We start from the raw sequence: 18,765 nt of genomic DNA on the forward strand, positions 1-18,765 counted from the left end.
CTTTTGAAGAACAAGAACTCATTACCATGCAGAAGAAATCAATATATGTCGCCTATACCGGCGGTACCATCGGTATGCAGCGCTCAGAAAATGGCTATATCCCGGTTTCTGGCCACTTGCAGCGCCAGCTGGCGCTGATGCCTGAATTCCACCGTCCGGAAATGCCGGACTTTACCATCCACGAATATGAGCCGCTGATGGACTCCTCCGACATGACGCCGGAAGACTGGCAGCATATTGCGGACGATATTAAAGCCCATTACGACCAGTACGACGGCTTCGTGATACTGCACGGCACCGACACCATGGCGTTCACCGCCTCGGCGCTCTCCTTCATGCTGGAGAACCTGGGCAAGCCCGTCATCGTGACCGGTTCGCAGATCCCGCTGGCGGAACTGCGTTCAGACGGGCAGATCAACCTGCTTAACTCCCTGTACGTGGCCGCTAATTACCCGATCAACGAGGTAACGCTGTTCTTCAACAACCGACTGTACCGCGGGAACCGTACCACTAAAGCGCACGCTGACGGCTTTGACGCGTTTGCCTCACCTAACCTGCAACCGCTGCTGGAAGCGGGGATCCATATCCGTCGTCTGGGCACGCCGCCCGCGCCAAATACTGCAGGCGAGCTGATCGTTCACCCGATCACCCCGCAGCCGATTGGCGTGGTGACGATTTATCCGGGTATTTCCGCCGACGTGGTGCGCAACTTCCTGCGCCAGCCGGTGAAGGCGCTGATCCTGCGCTCCTATGGTGTGGGTAACGCCCCGCAGAACGGTGAGTTCCTGAAAGAGCTTCAGGAGGCGAGCGATCGCGGGATTGTGGTGGTGAACCTCACTCAGTGTATGTCCGGTAAGGTCAATATGGGCGGCTACGCCACCGGCAACGCCCTGGCGCACGCTGGCGTGATCAGTGGTTTCGATATGACCGTTGAGGCAACGCTGACTAAACTTCACTATTTACTGAGTCAGGATCTGGATATTGATTCCATTCGCCGCGCCATGATGCAAAACCTGCGCGGTGAACTGACGCCGGACGAATAAGGAGTTCCCATGAAGCAACGCGCCCTGTTACTGGTCGATTTGCAAAATGATTTCTGTGCGGGCGGTGCGCTGGCCGTCGCGGAAGGCGACAGCACCGTAGACGTCGCGAATTCGCTGATTGAGTGGTGTAAGGCTCGTGATGAAGCGGTGGTGGCGAGTCAGGACTGGCATCCGGCAAACCACGGCAGCTTTGCCAGCCAGCACAACGTTGAGCCTTACAGCCAGGGCGAACTGGACGGACTGGCGCAAACCTTCTGGCCCGATCACTGCGTGCAGCAGACGGAAGGCGCTGAGCTGCATCCGCTGCTGAACCAGAAAGCCATCGACGCGGTGTTCCACAAAGGTGAAAATCCAACCATCGACAGCTACAGCGCATTCTTCGATAACGGTCACCGCCAGAAGACGGCGCTTGACGCATGGTTACGCCATCATGAGATCACCGAGCTGATTGTGCTGGGCCTGGCGACGGATTACTGCGTGAAGTTCACCGTGCTGGATGCGCTCCAGTTGGGCTATACCGTGAATGTCATTACCGACGGCTGTCGCGGGGTGAATATTCAGCCGCATGACAGCGCCCAGGCGTTTATGGATATGGCCGCAGAAGGCGCAACACTGTATACGCTGGCTGACTGGATGGAGACGCAGGCGTAAGCTTTTTTTAGCCGGGGGGCGGCTTCGCCTTACCCGGCCTACTTTCTCTGGTTTTGTAGGCCGGGTAAGCATCAGCGCCACCCGGCAAAACCCCTCCCCGATCTCCCATAAAGTGAACTCCCTCGCATCACAAGCGAAGCGGCGATGGTATTCTCTTCAGGCTGTTTTTTCGCCACGCCTTTTCTGTGGCGTGGTTATTTTTATTCAGTCAAAGAGGAACTTATATGAAACGTTTGCCCTTGCTGGCAGCATTACCCTTGCTTTGCGCGTCACTGGCTTCCGCCGCGCCCATGATGTCCGTGGGCTACTTCAATGGCGGTGGCGATGTTACCGCCGGACCGGGTGGCGATATCAATAAACTCGATGTCCGTCAGATCACACACCTCAACTACTCGTTTGGTCTGGTCTATAACAACGAGAAAGACGAAACCAACCCTGCACTGAAAGATCCGGCAAAACTGCATCAAATCTGGTTATCACCCAAGGTGGCATCCGACCTGGCGTTACTTCCTCAGCTTCGTAAACAAAACCCGAATTTAAAAGTGCTGCTTTCCGTTGGCGGCTGGGGCGCACGTGGTTTTTCTGGCGCAGCGGCTACCAAAGAGAGCCGCGCGGTGTTTATTCGCTCCGCACAGCAGATCGTCAGTCAATACGGCCTGGACGGGATCGATCTCGACTGGGAGTTCCCGGTCAACGGCGCGTGGGGACTGGTCGAGAGCACCCCAGCCGACAGGGATAATTTCACCGCGCTGTTAAAAGAGATGCGTGACGCGTTTGGTAAGAAAAAACTGGTCACGATTGCGGTGGGCGCAAATGCAGAAAGTCCGAAAAGCTGGGTGGATGTGAAGGCCATTGCCCCCCTGCTCGATTACATCAACCTGATGACCTACGACATGGCGTACGGGACGCAGTATTTTAACGCGAATCTGTATGACTCCAGCGCCTGGCCAACGGTGGCTGCCGCAGACAAATACAGCGTTGATTTTGTGGTGAATAACTATCTGGCCGCCGGCCTTAAGCCGCAGCAAATGAACCTCGGAATCGGTTTTTACGGTCGTGTACCGAAGCGCGCCGTTGAACCGGGTATCGACTGGAGTAAACCGGACGCGCAAAACAATCCTGTCACCCAGCCCTACTTCGGGCCGCAGGAACTGGGCCTGTTCAAATCGCTTGGCTATGACCTGACCAAAGATACCTACGTGAAATACAACGATATCGTCCGCAAACTGCTAAACGATCCGCAGAAACGCTTTACCGAGCACTGGGACGAACAGGCGAAGGTGCCGTGGCTGTCGGTAAAATCCGCCGACGGGAAGGCGCTGTTTGCGATCTCCTATGAGAACCCGCGTTCCGTGGCGATTAAAGCAGATTACATCAAGGAGAAAGGTCTCGCCGGGGCGATGTTCTGGGAGTATGGCGCGGATGACAACAACCAGTTAGCGAAGCAGCTGGCGGAGTCGCTTGGGATCCCGCACTAAGGTGTAGTGTGCCGGGTGGCGGCTTCGCCTTACCCGGCCTACATGGGAGATTTATTTGAAGGTTGCAATCGGCTTCGGCGTGATGCCGAAGTCTTCTTTCAGTTCGCGCTTACTTTTCATCACCATCTGACCGTTAGTGTCGATGGTCATGTGCTGGGCGTTGGTATTGTGACGCGCCTGCCACAGCATCACCAGCTGCAAGCTGTTCTCTTTTTGCTCAGGTGTGAGCGCCACACCGTCCGGCCATTTTCCCAGCTCAACGGCCGTCACCAGGCGCTGATAAACCTCCGGGGTCATGCCTGCAATCATGTCATCAATATTCACGATCTCTCCCTTTCAAAGGAATAATTTGCTGAATCGTTTTTTCAACCCTTGGTCTGGTCGCCGTTTTCGTCATCGGTAAAGCTCATCGAAGCCGAATTTACGCAGAAACGCTCCCCCGTCGGCTGCGGGCCATCCGGGAAGACATGCCCGAGATGGGCGTCGCAATTCCCACAACGAATTTCGGTGCGCACCATGCCGTGCGAGGAGTCCGTCAGATAGCGGATCGCATCATCGCTGACAGGCTCGTAAAAGCTTGGCCAGCCGCAGCCAGAATCGTACTTAGTCTGGGAGTTAAACAGCGGTGCATCACACACCAGGCAGTGGTAGACGCCTTCCCGTTTATTGTGCAGCAAACGCCCGGTAAACGGCGGTTCCGTGCCGTGATTTTGCGTTACGTAAAACTGCATCTCTGTAAGGTTTTTTTTCAAATCGTCGGGGTTATGTTGGTTCGACATATGCTTACATCTCGCTGTTGAAACAGACATCTTTTAACCCAGATTCTAACAAAACATTAACACCCGCGCGTGCACTTTTGATCTAAACTTATGTGTCGCGAAAAGGCGGTCAGGCAATTGTGATCAATTTCACATTTTAATCCTGCGAGGCCTTTAAAATTCCGGGCGCAGCCCCCATGTGGTTGCTAGCTCAAAGGGAAAGTGAGGCGAGTCAGTCGCACAAACGTTAGTCACAGGATTGATTTGTCGCAATGATTGACACGATTCCGCTTGACGCTGCGTAAGGTTTTTGTAATTTTACAGGCAACCTTTTATTCACTAACAAATAGCTGGTGGAATATATGACTATCAAAGTAGGTATCAACGGTTTTGGCCGTATCGGCCGTATTGTTTTCCGTGCTGCTCAGAAACGTTCTGACATCGAAATCGTTGGTATCAACGATCTCCTGGACGCTGAATACATGGCGTACATGCTGAAGTACGACTCAACTCACGGTCGTTTCGACGGCACCGTTGAAGTGAAAGACGGCCACCTGGTTGTTAACGGCAAAACCATCCGCGTTACTGCTGAGAAAGACCCAGCTAACCTGAAATGGAACGAAATCGGTGTTGACGTTGTAGCTGAAGCTACCGGTATCTTCCTGACCGACGAAACTGCACGTAAACACATCACTGCGGGTGCGAAGAAAGTTGTTCTGACTGGTCCTTCCAAAGACAACACCCCAATGTTCGTTCGCGGTGCAAACTTCGAAACTTACGCTGGCCAGGACATCGTTTCCAACGCATCCTGCACCACCAACTGCCTGGCACCGCTGGCTAAAGTTATCAACGACAACTTCGGCATCATCGAAGGTCTGATGACTACCGTTCACGCTACCACCGCTACTCAGAAAACCGTTGATGGCCCGTCTCACAAAGACTGGCGCGGCGGCCGTGGCGCGGCTCAGAACATCATCCCATCTTCTACCGGTGCTGCTAAAGCAGTAGGTAAAGTACTGCCAGAACTGAATGGCAAACTGACTGGTATGGCGTTCCGCGTTCCAACTCCTAACGTATCCGTTGTTGACCTGACCGTTCGTCTGGAAAAAGCTGCTTCTTACGAAGAAATTAAGAAAGCAATCAAAGCTGCTTCCGAAGGCCCAATGAAAGGCGTTCTGGGTTACACCGAAGACGACGTTGTATCTACCGATTTCAACGGCGAAGTGTGCACTTCCGTGTTCGATGCTAAAGCAGGTATCGCACTGAACGACAACTTCGTGAAACTGGTTTCCTGGTACGACAACGAAACTGGCTACTCTAACAAAGTACTGGACCTGATCGCTCACATCTCCAAATAAGTTGAGATGAGTGCTTGATCCTAAAAGGCGACTTCGGTCGCCTTTTTTATTGTTTTTAGACAGAGGATTGCTTAATGATTAATAAAATTTTTGCACTTCCGGTAGTCGAACAACTTACCCCTGTGCTCTCCCGCCGTCAGATTGACGGCGCCGATATCATCGTCGTCGATCATCCGCGCGTTAAAGCCTCCGTAGCGCTCAATGGCGCCCACCTGCTCTCCTGGAAACCAGAAGGCGAAGAAGAAGGCCTGTGGCTGAGCGAGGCCACCTCGTTCAAAAAAGGGGCGGCGATCCGTGGCGGCGTACCGATCTGCTGGCCATGGTTTGGTCCGTCAGCGCAGCAGGGATTGCCGTCTCACGGTTTCGCCCGTAACCAGCAGTGGACGCTGAAAGCCCACAACGAAGATGATAACGGCGCGGTGTTGACCTTTGAACTTCAGGCAAATGATGAAACGCGCGCCCTGTGGCCACATGAATTCACCCTCTATGCCCGCTTCAAGCTGGGTAAAACCTGCGAGATTGAACTGGAAGCGCACGGCGAATTCGAAACAACGTCCGCCCTGCACACCTATTTCAACGTAGGCGACATTCAGGCCGTTAAGGTGAGCGGACTTGGCGATACCTTTATCGACAAAGTGGACAACGCGAAAGAAGGCAGGCTGGACGACGGCGTTCAGAGCTTCCCGGACCGTACCGACCGCGTGTATCTGCACCCGGAAGCCTGTAGCGTCATCCACGACAGCGCGTTGAACCGCGGCATTGACGTGGTTCACCACCACCATAGCAACGTGGTGGGCTGGAACCCGGGCCCTGCCCTTTCCGTCAGCATGGCAGATATCCCGGATGACGGTTACAAGACCTTCGTGTGTGTGGAAACCGCGTGCGTGACCGCCCCGCAGAAAACCAGCGAAGAAAAACCGTCCCGCTTAGGCCAGACGATCAAGATTGTGAAGCGCTAATATTTATCAGGCACCATAAAAAACAAACGGGGCGCAAGCGCCCCGTTTTAATACATCACGTTCTGGTCAGAACTTGTAGGTCACACCCACGGAGAAGATGCCGGACCAGGACTTGTCGACCATCGGGCTGTCCTTCACTTCGTCGCTCAGACGGGTATAACGGCCAGTACCGTAAACGTTCCAGTCACCGAGGAAGTTATACGAGGCGGTGAGTTCCAGGTACGGATCCCAGCCATCATCAGCGCTGTAGCTCTTCAGACCACTGCGGCGAGACTCAGCCTTAGACACGCCATAGTAGTAGTCATTGTAATTCTCGCTGCTGTACTGCACACCGATACCCGGCGTCAGGGTCACCGCGCCGTTGGTATAGCGATAAAGCCACGCCAGATCCCAGATGAAGCCATTGCTGTTGTCCAGGGTATCGCCCGCCAGCGCCGTGCGCAGGAAGCCATACTCGGTATTATGGACGTAAGAAAGCCCGGCCATCAGTGAGCTTCTGCGCTTGTCCAGCTGACGAAGCGCATTGCTGTCGCTGTCGCCTGGTTTAAAGTACGTTGGGTCGTAATAGGCCATGATGGAGAGCTTATCGGCCGTATCGTTCCACAGATAGTAGCCGCCGCCCAATCCACGGAACCAGAAGTTATCGCCTTCATAGGTGACAACGGGGACAGGATAAACGTCGCGGTCATACTGCTTGTACGGGCTGTTGATCACGCCAGCACCCGCGCCAACAGTCCACTGGCTCTCAGCCTGTACGGTGCTCGCTGCGGTAGCGGCAAGGATGCCCAATGCCAGAAGTTTGAGTTTGGTCACAATCCATTCTTTCCTGTAGTCAAATAATCAGCGGGTGAAGTGTAACCGCCATTCCCGTACATCCCAAAATTTTTTGCGCGCGAATCCATTTGATTAACCCGTTATTTTTCATTTTTCAGATGACATCCCGCTTTCATTTATGTGACCGATAAATGAAAAACCCCCTTTTCGCTTATAACCGCAGTGGAAATTTTTGGATGAGTTATTGATATGTCATTGAAAGTAGATTTTATCCGTATGCAAGTTTTGCAATTGCCATCTACGCTTTAATTTAAGAAGAGGTTTTGCTGAACACCCTGCGGTTCATAGCCTTCGACCTGGCACACAGGTTGCTGCTCTGGCAGTGAGGTGCGAAAGATTCTCTTCCGGGAGCCTCCACTACTCATACGAACGGCTCTTATCCTGTGCTAAAAAACGAAAGGACGGCATGCCATGAATATATTCGATCACTATCGCCAGCGCTACGAAGCTGCCAAGGACGAAGAGTTCACACTGCAGGAGTTTCTTACCATTTGTCGGCAAGATCGCAGTGCCTATGCCAATGCGGCAGAACGGCTATTGATGGCTATCGGTGAGCCAAACATGGTTGATACTGCCCTGGAGCCACGGCTTTCCCGTCTTTTTTCGAATCGGGTAGTCGCCCGATACCCGGCGTTTGAAGAGTTCTATGGTATGGAAGATGCCATTGAGCAAATCGTCTCCTACCTGAAGCATGCCGCTCAGGGGCTGGAAGAGAAGAAACAGATCCTTTACCTGCTGGGTCCCGTCGGCGGGGGTAAATCCTCCCTGGCTGAACGGCTGAAAGCGCTGATGCAGCGCGTGCCGATCTATGTGCTGAGCGCCAACGGCGAGCGCAGCCCGGTTAATGACCATCCGCTGTGCCTGTTTAATCCGCAAGAGGATGCGCAAATTCTGGAAAAAGAGTTTGGCATTCCGCATCGCTATCTCGGTACGATCATGTCGCCGTGGGCGGCAAAACGCCTGCACGAGTTTGGTGGGGACATCACCAAATTCCGCGTCGTGAAAGTGTGGCCGTCTATCCTCGAGCAGATCGCCATTGCTAAAACTGAACCCGGTGACGAGAACAACCAGGACATCTCGGCGCTGGTGGGTAAAGTCGATATCCGTAAGCTGGAACATCACGCGCAAAACGACCCGGATGCCTACGGCTATTCCGGTGCGCTGTGCCGCGCCAACCAGGGGATTATGGAATTTGTCGAGATGTTTAAAGCACCGATCAAAGTGCTGCATCCGCTGCTGACCGCCACCCAGGAGGGGAACTACAACGGGACAGAAGGTATTTCCGCCCTGCCGTTTAACGGGATTATCCTCGCCCACTCGAACGAATCTGAATGGGTGACCTTCCGTAACAACAAAAACAATGAGGCGTTCCTTGACCGTGTGTACATCGTCAAAGTGCCTTATTGCCTGCGGATCTCCGAGGAGATCAAGATTTACGAAAAATTGCTCAACCACAGTGAGCTGGTCCATGCCCCTTGCGCACCGGGAACGCTGGAAACGCTGTCACGCTTCTCGATCCTGTCGCGCCTGAAAGAGCCGGAAAACTCCAGCATTTACTCCAAAATGCGCGTGTATGACGGCGAAAGCCTGAAGGATACCGACCCGAAAGCCAAATCGTACCAGGAATACCGCGATTACGCCGGGGTCGACGAAGGGATGAACGGCCTGTCGACACGTTTCGCGTTTAAGATCCTCTCCCGCGTCTTTAACTTCGACCACGCAGAGGTGGCCGCCAACCCGGTTCATCTGTTCTACGTGCTGGAACAGCAAATTGAACGTGAACAGTTCCCACAGGAGCAGGCTGAACGCTACCTGGAGTTCCTGAAAGGCTACCTGATCCCGAAATACGCCGAGTTTATCGGCAAAGAGATCCAGACCGCCTACCTGGAATCCTATTCCGAATACGGCCAGAACATTTTCGATCGGTACGTCACCTACGCTGACTTCTGGATCCAGGATCAGGAGTACCGCGACCCGGATACCGGCCAGCTGTTTGACCGTGAATCTCTGAACGCAGAGCTGGAAAAAATTGAGAAACCGGCCGGGATCAGCAACCCGAAAGACTTCCGAAACGAGATTGTGAACTTCGTGCTGCGCGCCAGAGCGCATAACAACGGCCGCAATCCAAACTGGACCAGCTACGAAAAACTGCGCACAGTTATAGAGAAGAAAATGTTCTCTAACACGGAAGAGCTGTTGCCGGTTATCTCGTTCAACGCCAAAACCTCAACCGACGAGCAGAAAAAGCACGACGATTTTGTCGACCGTATGATGGAAAAAGGCTATACGCGCAAACAGGTCCGCCTGCTTTGTGAATGGTATCTGCGCGTGCGTAAATCGTCTTAAAACAAGTGCCCGGTAACGCGCTTACCGGGCCAACAAAATGTCCGGCACTTACGGACGCTGCAAGTTGGCAAATGCAGTACGGGGGATATATGACCTGGTTTATTGACCGGCGTCTTAACGGCAAAAACAAGAGCACGGTGAATCGCCAGCGCTTCTTGCGCCGTTATAAAGCGCAAATTAAACAGTCGATCTCCGAGGCCATCAACAAACGCTCGGTGACCGACGTCGACAGCGGCGAATCCGTCTCCATTCCCAACGATGACATCAGCGAACCGATGTTTCATCAGGGGCGTGGCGGTCTTCGCCATCGCGTGCACCCAGGTAATGACCACTTCGTCCAGAATGACAGAATCGAGCGGCCACAAGGCGGAGGCGGCGGTTCTGGCAGCGGTCAGGGACAGGCCAGCCAGGACGGTGAAGGCCAGGATGAGTTCGTCTTTCAGATTTCAAAAGACGAATATCTCGACCTGCTGTTTGAGGATCTGGCCCTGCCGAATCTGAGAAAGAATCAGCACCGTCAGCTCAACGAATACAAAACCCATCGCGCGGGTTATACCGCAAACGGGGTGCCCGCCAACATCAGCGTGGTGCGTTCACTGCAAAACTCGCTGGCGCGACGCACGGCGATGACGGCAGGCAAACGTCGCGAACTGCGCGAGCTGGAAACCAACCTGAAAGTGGTGGAAAACACCGAACCGGCGCAACTACTGGAAGAGGAGCGCCTGCGAAAAGAGATTGCCGAACTGCGGGCGAAGATCGACCGGGTGCCGTTTATCGACACGTTCGACCTGCGCTATAAGAACTACGAAAAACGTCCGGAGCCTTCCAGCCAGGCGGTGATGTTCTGCCTGATGGACGTGTCAGGTTCAATGGATCAGGCCACCAAGGATATGGCTAAGCGTTTTTATATTCTGCTCTATCTGTTCCTGAGCAGAACGTATAAGAACGTGGAGGTGGTCTACATCCGCCATCACACTCAGGCGAAGGAGGTGGATGAGCATGAGTTTTTCTATTCGCAGGAGACCGGTGGCACCATCGTGTCGAGCGCCCTGAAGCTGATGGATGAGGTGGTGAAGGAGCGCTACGACCCGGCGCAGTGGAACATCTACGCCGCCCAGGCATCGGATGGCGATAACTGGGCGGATGACTCGCCCCTGTGTCATGAAATTCTGGCGAAGAAGATCCTGCCGGTGGTGCGCTACTACAGTTACATTGAAATTACCCGTCGCGCCCACCAGACGCTGTGGCGCGAGTATGAGCATCTGCAAGCGATGTTTGATAACTTTGCGATGCAGCATATTCGTGACCAGGATGACATCTATCCGGTATTCCGGGAACTGTTCCAGAAGCAGAGTTCTACAACCTCCAATTAAATGTTATTAATCAGCCAGTTAACCATGTTTTTCTGGCTGATTTTATTGCATTTTCATTCTTAATTTTCACTATATTTTTCATTCGCTTAGCTTTTATTTTGGGGAATGCGATTTTGAAGAAGTGATAATGATAAACTTCCTTTGAGCTTTAAGGATGGCCATCATGCGATGGAGGAAAAATCCTATCGTGCCGACCAAAACCACACAAAAAAAACCAGCCGCTTATGGCTGGTTATTCGTCAGTGAAGCATGGGGAAATTTATCTATATTGCAGGGCAATCATCATCTAATGCACGATTGATGAAGAATGTCACCCTACCCAGCACTTCCACTTCTTCAAGCGCTGCTCCCTCAATCGCTTCACCATCATCCGTAATGAGCGCCTTGCCCATGAGTTTTGCAAATTGTGTGTGGCCGTCGCACAAAATTAACAACACATCTCCAGGCGTCTTTTTCGTTGCTGGCTCTATGACCGCAAACCCCATATCAGTTTCGAGCACCCTGCTATCAGCGCCCATGTGACACAGTATTTCGGGAGTGAGCTGGCGCTCGACGTAATCAGTCGCAGGTGATGCAAATCCCATTAGTGAACCCTCCCCATGTTACGCAAGATCCAGTAACGGTTTTCGCTACCGTCTGTCGTTTTATCAGCGAAACCAGGTTGGTTGCGCTCTATCCACTTGTTTGCATCGTCACGGGTAAAGTGCCAGTTAAAACCACGCAACTTTTGTATGAAGCGGTCTGTTCTCAGGTAGCGGTAGCCCTTTGGGTTAAGCTCTATGGCCGCAATAAAAGCAGCACGAATATTCGGTTGACGAGGCATAAACGCACCCTCACTCGCTCATTGACTGTATGCATATACAGTAGTATTTTCACGAAAACAGATCAAGCACAGGCAGTTTTCACTTATAAGAGGATCGGTATGTTTGTTGAACTGGTTTATGACAAACGCAATGTTGAGGGGCTCGAAGGTGCCAGAGGAATCATACTGGCCGAGCTGACGAAGCGGGTGCACCAGATTTTCCCTGATGCCGAAGTGAAGGTGAAGCCGATGCAGGCGAACGGCCTGAACAGCGATGCCAGCAAAAGCGATCGGGAAAAACTGAACCGCTTGCTGGAGGAGATGTTTGAAGAGTCCGATATGTGGCTGGTTTCTGAGTTCCCGACCGTTCGCCAGGTTGGCCTGTAGATATTGTTCGGGTAATATTCCCGACGTTTGCTCGGGCATGAACACTGAGCAATCAGCCGCCGCTCATTCTTACACAAAATGGGCGGCGGTTTTTTACGAGCCCTGTTCCTGCTTTAAAGCCTCTTCCGTTTGTTTCTGATTCCAGATGCTGTCAACTGGCATTTCTACACGAACGCTGACGAACTGGTGAGCCGGGATGTCAACCGGCTCACCATCTGCCAATCCATCACGCTCATTCCTGGCAAATGCTGGCGCATCAGGGTGAGTTCGGTGGTAGGTTTTCACCAGCACAGAACCATCCGCGCTAACCTCATAATCCAGCCATATGAGCGGTTGCTTATTCCTGTCTGTGGGGATTTCAAATCCTCCGTCGATACCGCCCCAGGCAGCGTCTGAATTGAGTGCTTTACAGCCTTCAATAAGATATTGCCCGACATCCAGACGAGTCACCGTGACGCCTTCTGATTCGTCGTTAGTTTCATACTTACCATCAGTGAAGATTTTGACGACCGGGGATGCCTGCTTTATAAAGCCATTGCTATCCACGACTGTGTTTTTATCATCGTATAATATCCTGCTGTGATTCCATCCAGTTGCTGCTGCACCACCAAAAATACGAACTTTGCCAGATGACTGAAAAGGCATTGAAAAAAGGCTATACGTATCACCTGTCCGGGCAAATATTGTCGGTGAATAGTTCCATATATTCCATGGCTCTGGTATCTGTGCATTATTTCGAAGAACTGTAAGCCCATATCCTGTCAATCCAGCAAGAAGATCATCCTGGCTCGTTGTGTTGAATATTAATGCCCCATCCGGACGACCAAGCCCAAACATGCCGGGCTGCATGACTTCGTCGCTCGCTGTTCCTATGTTTTTTGTTGCGGCAGTTCCTAAACTGCTCTTGTCGGCTTTTTTGTTCAACTCAGTGATAAAACTATTCCATGCTGGTCCGTTCCACTCACTACCGTCTGGAAGCTTAACTGTAACGTTGCCAGTCCCGCTGAATATGCTTTGCCAGTTCTGCTTGTCATAGTTCAGGCCGCGCATGGCTTCTGCGCTTTGTGCCACCAGCGCAGCAGTAACAAGGTTCATCGCAACGCGCGGCACGGCATACCATGCAGCGCCGCCCTGCGTTGGTCCGGTATAGTTACTGACCAGCGTCAGGGAGGTATTGCTGTTCACCGTTTTGATAGCGAGCGTGTAAGGGATGCCGCCAACCGTCACAACAATAAAATCGCCGACGGCAAGCTCGGTGGTAAAGGCGGTACCGCTGCCGGTTACCGCGGCTGAATTATTTGTCAGAGTCAGTGTTCCTGCGGACATAGTTGCTCCTTTGAAGCAATAAAAAACCCCGCCGGAGCGAGGTTCAGCAAGTTAGAAGTCGTTAAACGTACATATCGGGAATGACCGGGAGTGAAATAGGCGTAACCCCGGCGTTCGCCAGCTGCCTGTCTGCCCAGCCGACATACACTCCCCTTCCGACCCTGAGGGTCCCGTTCTGCATGACCAGCCCATAGTGGTAGTGATAAATGCGACCGCCACCGAAGCTGGGGACCCTCAGCCCAAAACGGCCAACGGGCACATATCCGCCACCGGGAACTGTCTGCGCCGTCGTGGAAGGCACAAAATTAACGCCAAGATAAACGAACGGGCGCCGCGCAGTTGAGAACGTGCACTGGCCCGCGGCGTTATAGATATTGAATCCGGAATTCGCGGCCACCGGAGAAACGCCACCAGCGAAGATGACCACATCAACGGTGCCGCTCATGGGCTGGTCTTCCGTGTTTGATCCATCATTCAGAAACAGCAGCCGGTTTCCGTCATAGTCCAGCGTGTAAGGGCTGTTCCACTTACAGCAGACCAGATATTTGCTGCGATCAAATCCTGCAATGGTCGGAGTAACCCAGCCGGACGTACCGACAGTTACCCTGGCTTTGTAGATGCAGTACCCGACCCTTGACGCCGTGGTGATCGCAGTAAAATCGGTGCTGTTCTGAACGAGAAGGCCAACGTTTGAGTTCTGGCTTACGGGCAGGATCTGCCAGAGTGTGCCGGAGAACGCCACGCGCTGCGGATTGGGAAATCCGGGGTTTGAATTCCCGCTCCAGTTCTGCGTGACGTTCGCGCCGGAGATAGTGACGCTGTCCAGCTTGAATACCGGACACCCGCCCCTTAAAAATCAGGTCAGCAACCTGAACAACGCCGTTGTCGTCCATTGCCACCAGATACAGTTCCGCCGGTTTCCCGACACAGCGTTCGTTAAGCGTTTTGGCAAACAGGGACATGTCCAGGCCGGAAAGCGTCATCCTGAGCTGCGTCGGGCTCGTCGTGTTGGTTTCATTGACATCATCAATTGCGCCCATCGTTCCCATGCCGTAATAGACATATCCGCCCAGCACCAGCGTGCCGGTGCCGGAATGGACGTAAGCGATCCCGGACTCAAACTGTACATTGGCCGCCAGCACCGCGGTAACCCTGTCACGGGAGAGCCAGGTGATCATCGAATCTGAAAAAGGTGAATACAGCATTAAAACGCCTCCTCAAATTCCAGTGTGTAGCTGGTGAAAACGCCGGGAACGCGGTTACCCGCGCCCTGCTGGTTATCTTTCAGCTTAAAAATACCGTAGGGGTTAGCCACCTCAATTTTGCCGTTAACCGGCGGCGAGGTACGCAGCATCGGCGCAATCGGAATCATTGCGGTACCCGTTGAAGTACTGGTCACATCAGCAGTGACCATCTTCAGCTCGTCGTTCACGGTAAGGTAATCCCCGGTGCGCAGCACGAGCTTGCCGGGTGTCCAGCCTTTGCTGCTGAGCTGGGTCCCCGTCTGGTTGGCATCCTGCACCACCGGATTTCCGGCTGGCGTTCTCCCCTCGCGTCCCCAGTCGCGAATTTTTACCCTGCCGTATTCACCATCGAGATCGGCCACCAGCGCATCGATACGCCGGGATTTATCGTCGGTAAGGTTGTTAAACGTCAGGGAGCAGATCCAGCGGGTGCCGGGGAAACGAACGGTCTGTGAGGCACCGTTAAAGGGAGAGCGAAATGTTTTGGTGTTACTTTCCGGTCGCCATGTCAGGGACGACGGGCATACATCAGCAGGCCATTCAAGCGCAGCCATACTTATTCACTCCTTATTAAACGCCAAGCAGTCGCCTGCCCTGCCCGTTGGTCTGGAAATCACTCAGCATGTCCTGCCGCGCCTTCTTCGCTCCGTCTCTGGCCCTTTTAGCGGCAGCCTGCTCCATCGCCTGCTTAAGCGCGGCATCGCCATTACCGGAAATGGTGAAATGCTGATAAATGGTCTGTTGAATGCTATTCCCTCCCGCGCTAACAGAGGAGACAGCATCATCTACCATTCGCACGCCGAGAGAGCCGTCTGCGGTTCTGGTTAGCGGCATGATCGCCTCTGGCCCAGCTTCACCCATCAAGCCAGCACCTTTAGCGAAGGCGAACATCGTAGGGCTGTTCACAATTCCATTGCGGAATTTGCTCAGATCAGGGGAATCATAAACCCCGCCTTTTGCGTTCAGGGTTAAACCAGAAGCAGCTGAATCGTAGGCGCCAGATGGCGTACTGCCACCAGAAGACGCGCCGCCAAACATCCCGCCAAGCGAGCCGAGAAGCCCACTATCACCGGCAGACTTGAGGCTATTCACCAGGATAGCCCTAAGCAGAACCTTTTGGAGTTCGCTCAGCACGCTGTTAGCCCAGTCCGCCCAGTCCGCTTTACTCCCGTTGAGTGCATCCGCCATGTTGTCAACCAACCCATCCAGGGTGTTGCCCACAAGACCCGATATTCCACGATACGCCGCGATATCCAGATGTTGAGCGGGAATCAACAACACATTGGTTCTCTGCGTTTTGCTTTGGTGATACAAGTCGGAGGTGATGAGGGTTAACACATAAGGTGTTGTGACAGATATGGTCTATATACTTACCTTCCGGTATTGGCCCATTATGCATTTCCCAAGAAACCCGGTGGGCTAAAAGAACCTTTGGGTTACCAGAGGCATTTCGATCTGTACCAATAACACCATAAGTTAACTTTCTTTCTCCGCTACCGCCCTTCACTGTTGCGGCACACCAGCACCAACAATCTTCTTCACCTTTTTTATCAACCTTTATCCAAAATCTCTCTTCAATCGTCTTTCTTGCGGCCATGACAATGCCTCCCGGTTAAAGGATTTTCAGGATAATGAAATTATTTATGGCGCCAGAAAGCGTACTCTTTACCGACTCCATCGGACTTAAAAATAGTGTGGATGCGCGGGCCGGTTACTATCCGATCGCCGAAAGACTTCGCCACAATGCCGAACGCCAGCATGCGAGATACAGCTCAACATCTGCCGGGGCTGTCAGTAATTCATCCACCAGCGCTATACGCCCACACTGGCGAAGCGAGGCCGCCCATTTGCTCAGCATGTCAGGCGAGGCCACCATTCTCGTGCCGCGCTGCGGGTCAGGCTGACTGGTGAGCAGCGTTGTGATAACCACGTCGCGCTGCTGGCGGTATTCAACGTAACCAGTAAACCCGGCATCACGCCGTTCGTTGTGGATCTTCACGTTACGTTCCACCAGCGCCTGTCGGTCGGGACGCGGTACCGAACGCTCTACGGCTTCATGCTCATCGAGAGAATGGATCAGCTTTTCTGAACCGACCACATCACCGTAAGCCCACGTCGTCAGGCCAGCATTATGGATGCGCAGGGCGAGGTCGCTGTGTTCGTACATGCCGCGACCGTAAACCGGATCGAAACCGCCAACCTTCTCGATAGCGCTACAGTGGTAATACAGCATCACGCCACGCTGCCCGGTGTAAGCGATGTGCTTATCATCCCGGTACAGGACCGCCATATCCTTCAGCTTATTCGTCCCTGCCAGATCGAGAAACTGGTAAGCCAGGTGTGGCTCAGGTGATTCGATGTAAGGCAAGTGCCAGTTATCAGCGATGGGCCAGGCGTCATCGTCCCAAAGGAAAAGATGTTCGCACCCGGCGTCCATTAGCGCGGTTAAACTGGCGTTCTTCGAAGCAACAATGCCGAGTGATGTTTCATGGCGAAGCAGCTGCACGCCGTCAGGCACTACTGCGGCAGGTTTAGAGCCATCGTCGATAACCACCACCAGCGCACCGATGGGAAGATGTTTGGTGTGCTGCTCAATGGCGCGGTTTAAAACGTCTGGCCGGTTGTGGGTAGTAATGGCAATGCCAATCCGTGACGCTGAAGCGCAGGCAGGCACAAACGGGACACCATCAATAGTGACCTGCATAATTTCTCCAGTAAGGGATTATCGGCGGCGAATGATCACTTCACCTCAACTCCATTGAAAATGATTATCATTTTCGATAGCGTAGTTCTGTCGGTTATGCAGTGACCGATAGTTATTCTCTCCAGTCCAACCGCCGCCTTCGGGCGGCTCTTTCGGAGCCATATGGTCGCTAAAAGCAAAAAACATTGCCGACGGATAGCCCGTTCGTTCTTCAGCACGAATGTTCCTGAATTCGTACTTCAGCCACCCACACCGAATAGAACGCCGGAATATGTTTCGGTGACATCAGAAAAAGGCTCACTGCTCATTCATCTGGTGCCTAAAGAAATTTATTAATGTGTCAGGCTCACAGCTCAAAGACTTACTTTGATGTACGCGTGCGATGCACAACAAAAAGGCCGCCTAAGCGACCTTTGATTTTTTAACGAGATCCACCGCCTCCGGGGCGGGAATCAGCAGATCGTCCACCACAGCGAGAACCATCGCTTGCGGTATCTGAGTCATGTTGACAGTTACCTGCATACGCTTGAGTTGTTGCACCCAGAGACATCAGAATAAAAAGAACAGCCAGTGCATTTTTCATTGTGCTTACCATGTGTAGGCCATCATTTGACGGCGCGTTTATCATAGTACTTTTTCTTCATGCACGAAAACCCTCCAACGAGTGACTAAAGAATTTAATGCTCGTGTGAGCCGCTTGATAACTTGTAGCGGGATAGTGCTTCTTTTTTCTGCGGCTGCGATGAGTGTAAGAAAATTCTTAAAGCGTCCACTTGCGCTTGAAAGCAAAATGACACAGGTCATTATTAAAATCCTCTGAGCTGGCTCCTACCAACGCCAGAGGGTGTAGTACCTTAAAACGAAATAAGCCGTATAAGTTGCCTTCCAGTGGAGGGCTATTTTTTTACCATTATCAAGCCCACCAGCAGGTGAGCTTTGTAATGGCTACGAATCCACCGCGTTATGCAGTGCTTCCTGACTGGCAATATGCTCGTAACGAGAAACCGTCTTTCCGTTCTGGTTCATCACGTAGGCGACCTCGCCGGGTTTCAGGAATACATTTTTGTCCATTCCCGATACCGCGATGCTCTGCTGCCCCGGATTGAACCCTACACTCAACCCGCAATGAATCTCTTCTCCGCCACCTGGCGACATTACTTTTACTGTTAACATGCTTCTTCTCCTGCTTCTTCTGGGAATAAAAAAGGCCGCCCATTGGCAGCCTTTTGACGTTAGAGATGTTACTTATGAGGTATGACATGGTTTACAGCAGTAGTAACACCCGTTTGATTTTGAATAATGCTTCTTAGCTTCCGTGACAGCTGGACGACATGTGTCGAAGATACCAAGGTAAATGCGATTCTCTGTCGCAGGCATAAATGCGCATCCTGTAACGTGTACCTCGTGGTCGCCGTTTGCCTGAGCATTTTTATTGACGTAATAGAACTGTCCCATTTTTAAAATCCCAGAGTGACGCTGCTTCTTGCAGCACCTGAGATGTT

Annotated in this window: 18 protein-coding genes and 2 pseudogenes; 8 read left to right on the forward strand and 12 right to left on the reverse strand. The window is 52.7% G+C overall.

From position 1 onward, the window contains the following. The first annotated feature begins 26 nt into the window (after positions 1-26). The 3 genes from ansA (at position 27) to SK51_RS17690 (ending at position 3,172) form a co-directional block, all read left to right on the forward strand. Positions 27-1,043 carry an asparaginase gene (ansA, locus tag SK51_RS17680; protein WP_023305945.1) on the forward strand — a complete coding sequence of 339 codons (1,017 nt, stop codon included), beginning with the start codon at positions 27-29 and terminating at the stop codon, positions 1,041-1,043. Between the two features lie 9 nt (positions 1,044-1,052). Then, the gene (gene pncA / locus SK51_RS17685; protein ID WP_023305944.1) at positions 1,053-1,694 is read left to right on the forward strand and encodes a bifunctional nicotinamidase/pyrazinamidase; all 642 of its coding nucleotides are present in this window, start codon (positions 1,053-1,055) and stop codon (positions 1,692-1,694) included. A 224-nt stretch (positions 1,695-1,918) separates the two neighbouring features. Beyond that, on the forward strand, positions 1,919-3,172 hold the full coding sequence (locus SK51_RS17690; protein ID WP_023305943.1) for a chitinase ChiD: 1,254 nt from the start codon (positions 1,919-1,921) through the stop codon (positions 3,170-3,172). Between the two features lie 51 nt (positions 3,173-3,223). Here the strand turns inward: SK51_RS17690 and SK51_RS17695 are convergent, their stop codons facing one another. Together SK51_RS17695 and msrB are read right to left on the reverse strand one after the other, a co-directional pair. Next, the gene (locus SK51_RS17695; protein WP_022647791.1) at positions 3,224-3,496 is read right to left on the reverse strand and encodes a YeaC family protein; all 273 of its coding nucleotides are present in this window, start codon (positions 3,494-3,496) and stop codon (positions 3,224-3,226) included. Between the two features lie 41 nt (positions 3,497-3,537). Further along, positions 3,538-3,951: a peptide-methionine (R)-S-oxide reductase MsrB gene (gene msrB, locus SK51_RS17700; RefSeq protein ID WP_022647790.1), complete on the reverse strand. Its 414-nt coding sequence runs from the start codon at positions 3,949-3,951 to the stop codon at positions 3,538-3,540. A gap of 341 nt (positions 3,952-4,292) precedes the next feature. Between msrB and gapA the strand changes: the two genes are divergently transcribed. Continuing rightward, a complete protein-coding gene (gapA, locus tag SK51_RS17705) occupies positions 4,293-5,288 on the forward strand; it encodes a glyceraldehyde-3-phosphate dehydrogenase (RefSeq protein ID WP_006809136.1) in 996 nt (331 codons plus the stop codon). Positions 5,289-5,362: 74 nt separating this feature from the next. Beyond that, positions 5,363-6,247, forward strand: coding sequence for a D-hexose-6-phosphate mutarotase (locus SK51_RS17710; protein WP_022647789.1), 885 nt, complete (start codon positions 5,363-5,365; stop codon positions 6,245-6,247). A 66-nt stretch (positions 6,248-6,313) separates the two neighbouring features. Here the strand turns inward: SK51_RS17710 and SK51_RS17715 are convergent, their stop codons facing one another. Continuing rightward, positions 6,314-7,060 carry a MipA/OmpV family protein gene (locus tag SK51_RS17715; RefSeq protein ID WP_032676322.1) on the reverse strand — a complete coding sequence of 249 codons (747 nt, stop codon included), beginning with the start codon at positions 7,058-7,060 and terminating at the stop codon, positions 6,314-6,316. Positions 7,061-7,492: 432 nt separating this feature from the next. Here SK51_RS17715 and yeaG point away from each other — a divergent pair, with 432 nt between their 5' ends. Further along, on the forward strand, positions 7,493-9,427 hold the full coding sequence (yeaG, locus tag SK51_RS17720) for a protein kinase YeaG (protein ID WP_006809140.1): 1,935 nt from the start codon (positions 7,493-7,495) through the stop codon (positions 9,425-9,427). A gap of 89 nt (positions 9,428-9,516) precedes the next feature. Next, entirely contained in the window at positions 9,517-10,800 is a 1,284-nt protein-coding gene (locus tag SK51_RS17725) for a YeaH/YhbH family protein (RefSeq protein WP_023305941.1), read from the forward strand. A gap of 263 nt (positions 10,801-11,063) precedes the next feature. Here SK51_RS17725 and SK51_RS17730 read toward each other — a convergent pair whose 3' ends face one another. Both SK51_RS17730 and SK51_RS17735 read right to left on the reverse strand, forming a co-directional pair. After that, positions 11,064-11,384, reverse strand: coding sequence for a hypothetical protein (locus tag SK51_RS17730; protein WP_000505182.1), 321 nt, complete (start codon positions 11,382-11,384; stop codon positions 11,064-11,066). After that, positions 11,384-11,623 (reverse strand): hypothetical protein, encoded by a 240-nt coding sequence (locus SK51_RS17735; protein ID WP_001137970.1) that lies wholly within the window; start codon positions 11,621-11,623, stop codon positions 11,384-11,386. Before SK51_RS17735 ends, SK51_RS17730 begins: the two co-directional genes overlap by 1 nt. A gap of 99 nt (positions 11,624-11,722) precedes the next feature. On the opposite strand from SK51_RS17735, the gene SK51_RS17740 reads away from it, so the two are divergent. Then, the gene (locus SK51_RS17740; RefSeq protein ID WP_047359570.1) at positions 11,723-11,989 is read left to right on the forward strand and encodes a DinI family protein; all 267 of its coding nucleotides are present in this window, start codon (positions 11,723-11,725) and stop codon (positions 11,987-11,989) included. A gap of 93 nt (positions 11,990-12,082) precedes the next feature. Here the strand turns inward: SK51_RS17740 and SK51_RS17745 are convergent, their stop codons facing one another. From SK51_RS17745 to SK51_RS17780, 7 genes and pseudogenes are all read right to left on the reverse strand, one after another. Then, positions 12,083-13,315, reverse strand: a complete 1,233-nt coding sequence (locus SK51_RS17745) for a phage tail fiber protein (protein WP_048206868.1) — start codon at positions 13,313-13,315, stop codon at positions 12,083-12,085. A gap of 61 nt (positions 13,316-13,376) precedes the next feature. After that, positions 13,377-14,141 carry a DUF6453 family protein gene (locus tag SK51_RS25680; RefSeq protein WP_226876836.1) on the reverse strand — a complete coding sequence of 255 codons (765 nt, stop codon included), beginning with the start codon at positions 14,139-14,141 and terminating at the stop codon, positions 13,377-13,379. 378 nt (positions 14,142-14,519) lie between these two features. Continuing rightward, a complete protein-coding gene (locus SK51_RS17760; protein WP_032667419.1) occupies positions 14,520-15,113 on the reverse strand; it encodes a hypothetical protein in 594 nt (197 codons plus the stop codon). A 16-nt stretch (positions 15,114-15,129) separates the two neighbouring features. Further along, entirely contained in the window at positions 15,130-15,897 is a 768-nt protein-coding gene (locus SK51_RS17765) for a phage tail tape measure protein (RefSeq protein WP_048206870.1), read from the reverse strand. Between the two features lie 13 nt (positions 15,898-15,910). Then, a pseudogene (locus tag SK51_RS25910) lies at positions 15,911-16,156 on the reverse strand (HNH endonuclease signature motif containing protein); the annotation flags it as partial. Positions 16,157-16,324: 168 nt separating this feature from the next. Beyond that, a pseudogene (locus tag SK51_RS17770) lies at positions 16,325-17,263 on the reverse strand (glycosyltransferase family 2 protein); the annotation flags it as partial. Positions 17,264-18,208: 945 nt separating this feature from the next. Beyond that, positions 18,209-18,436 carry a hypothetical protein gene (locus SK51_RS17780; RefSeq protein ID WP_023305915.1) on the reverse strand — a complete coding sequence of 76 codons (228 nt, stop codon included), beginning with the start codon at positions 18,434-18,436 and terminating at the stop codon, positions 18,209-18,211. Positions 18,437-18,765: the final 329 nt, after the last annotated feature.

Origin of the sequence: Enterobacter sp. MGH85, from assembly GCF_001037655.1 — a bacterium.
GTDB lineage: Bacteria > Pseudomonadota > Gammaproteobacteria > Enterobacterales > Enterobacteriaceae > Enterobacter > Enterobacter intestinihominis.

Coding starts and splice junctions, on each gene's coding strand:
- ansA (WP_023305945.1), top strand. CDS start 27: ATGCAGAAGAAATCAATATATGTCGCCTATACCGGCGGTACCATCGGT.
- pncA (WP_023305944.1), top strand. CDS start 1,053: ATGAAGCAACGCGCCCTGTTACTGGTCGATTTGCAAAATGATTTCTGT.
- SK51_RS17690 (WP_023305943.1), top strand. CDS start 1,919: ATGAAACGTTTGCCCTTGCTGGCAGCATTACCCTTGCTTTGCGCGTCA.
- msrB (WP_022647790.1), bottom strand. CDS start 3,951: ATGTCGAACCAACATAACCCCGACGATTTGAAAAAAAACCTTACAGAG.
- gapA (WP_006809136.1), top strand. CDS start 4,293: ATGACTATCAAAGTAGGTATCAACGGTTTTGGCCGTATCGGCCGTATT.
- SK51_RS17710 (WP_022647789.1), top strand. CDS start 5,363: ATGATTAATAAAATTTTTGCACTTCCGGTAGTCGAACAACTTACCCCT.
- yeaG (WP_006809140.1), top strand. CDS start 7,493: ATGAATATATTCGATCACTATCGCCAGCGCTACGAAGCTGCCAAGGAC.
- SK51_RS17725 (WP_023305941.1), top strand. CDS start 9,517: ATGACCTGGTTTATTGACCGGCGTCTTAACGGCAAAAACAAGAGCACG.
- SK51_RS17730 (WP_000505182.1), bottom strand. CDS start 11,384: ATGGGATTTGCATCACCTGCGACTGATTACGTCGAGCGCCAGCTCACT.
- SK51_RS17735 (WP_001137970.1), bottom strand. CDS start 11,623: ATGCCTCGTCAACCGAATATTCGTGCTGCTTTTATTGCGGCCATAGAG.
- SK51_RS17740 (WP_047359570.1), top strand. CDS start 11,723: ATGTTTGTTGAACTGGTTTATGACAAACGCAATGTTGAGGGGCTCGAA.
- SK51_RS17745 (WP_048206868.1), bottom strand. CDS start 13,315: ATGTCCGCAGGAACACTGACTCTGACAAATAATTCAGCCGCGGTAACC.
- SK51_RS17760 (WP_032667419.1), bottom strand. CDS start 15,113: ATGGCTGCGCTTGAATGGCCTGCTGATGTATGCCCGTCGTCCCTGACA.
- SK51_RS17780 (WP_023305915.1), bottom strand. CDS start 18,436: ATGTTAACAGTAAAAGTAATGTCGCCAGGTGGCGGAGAAGAGATTCAT.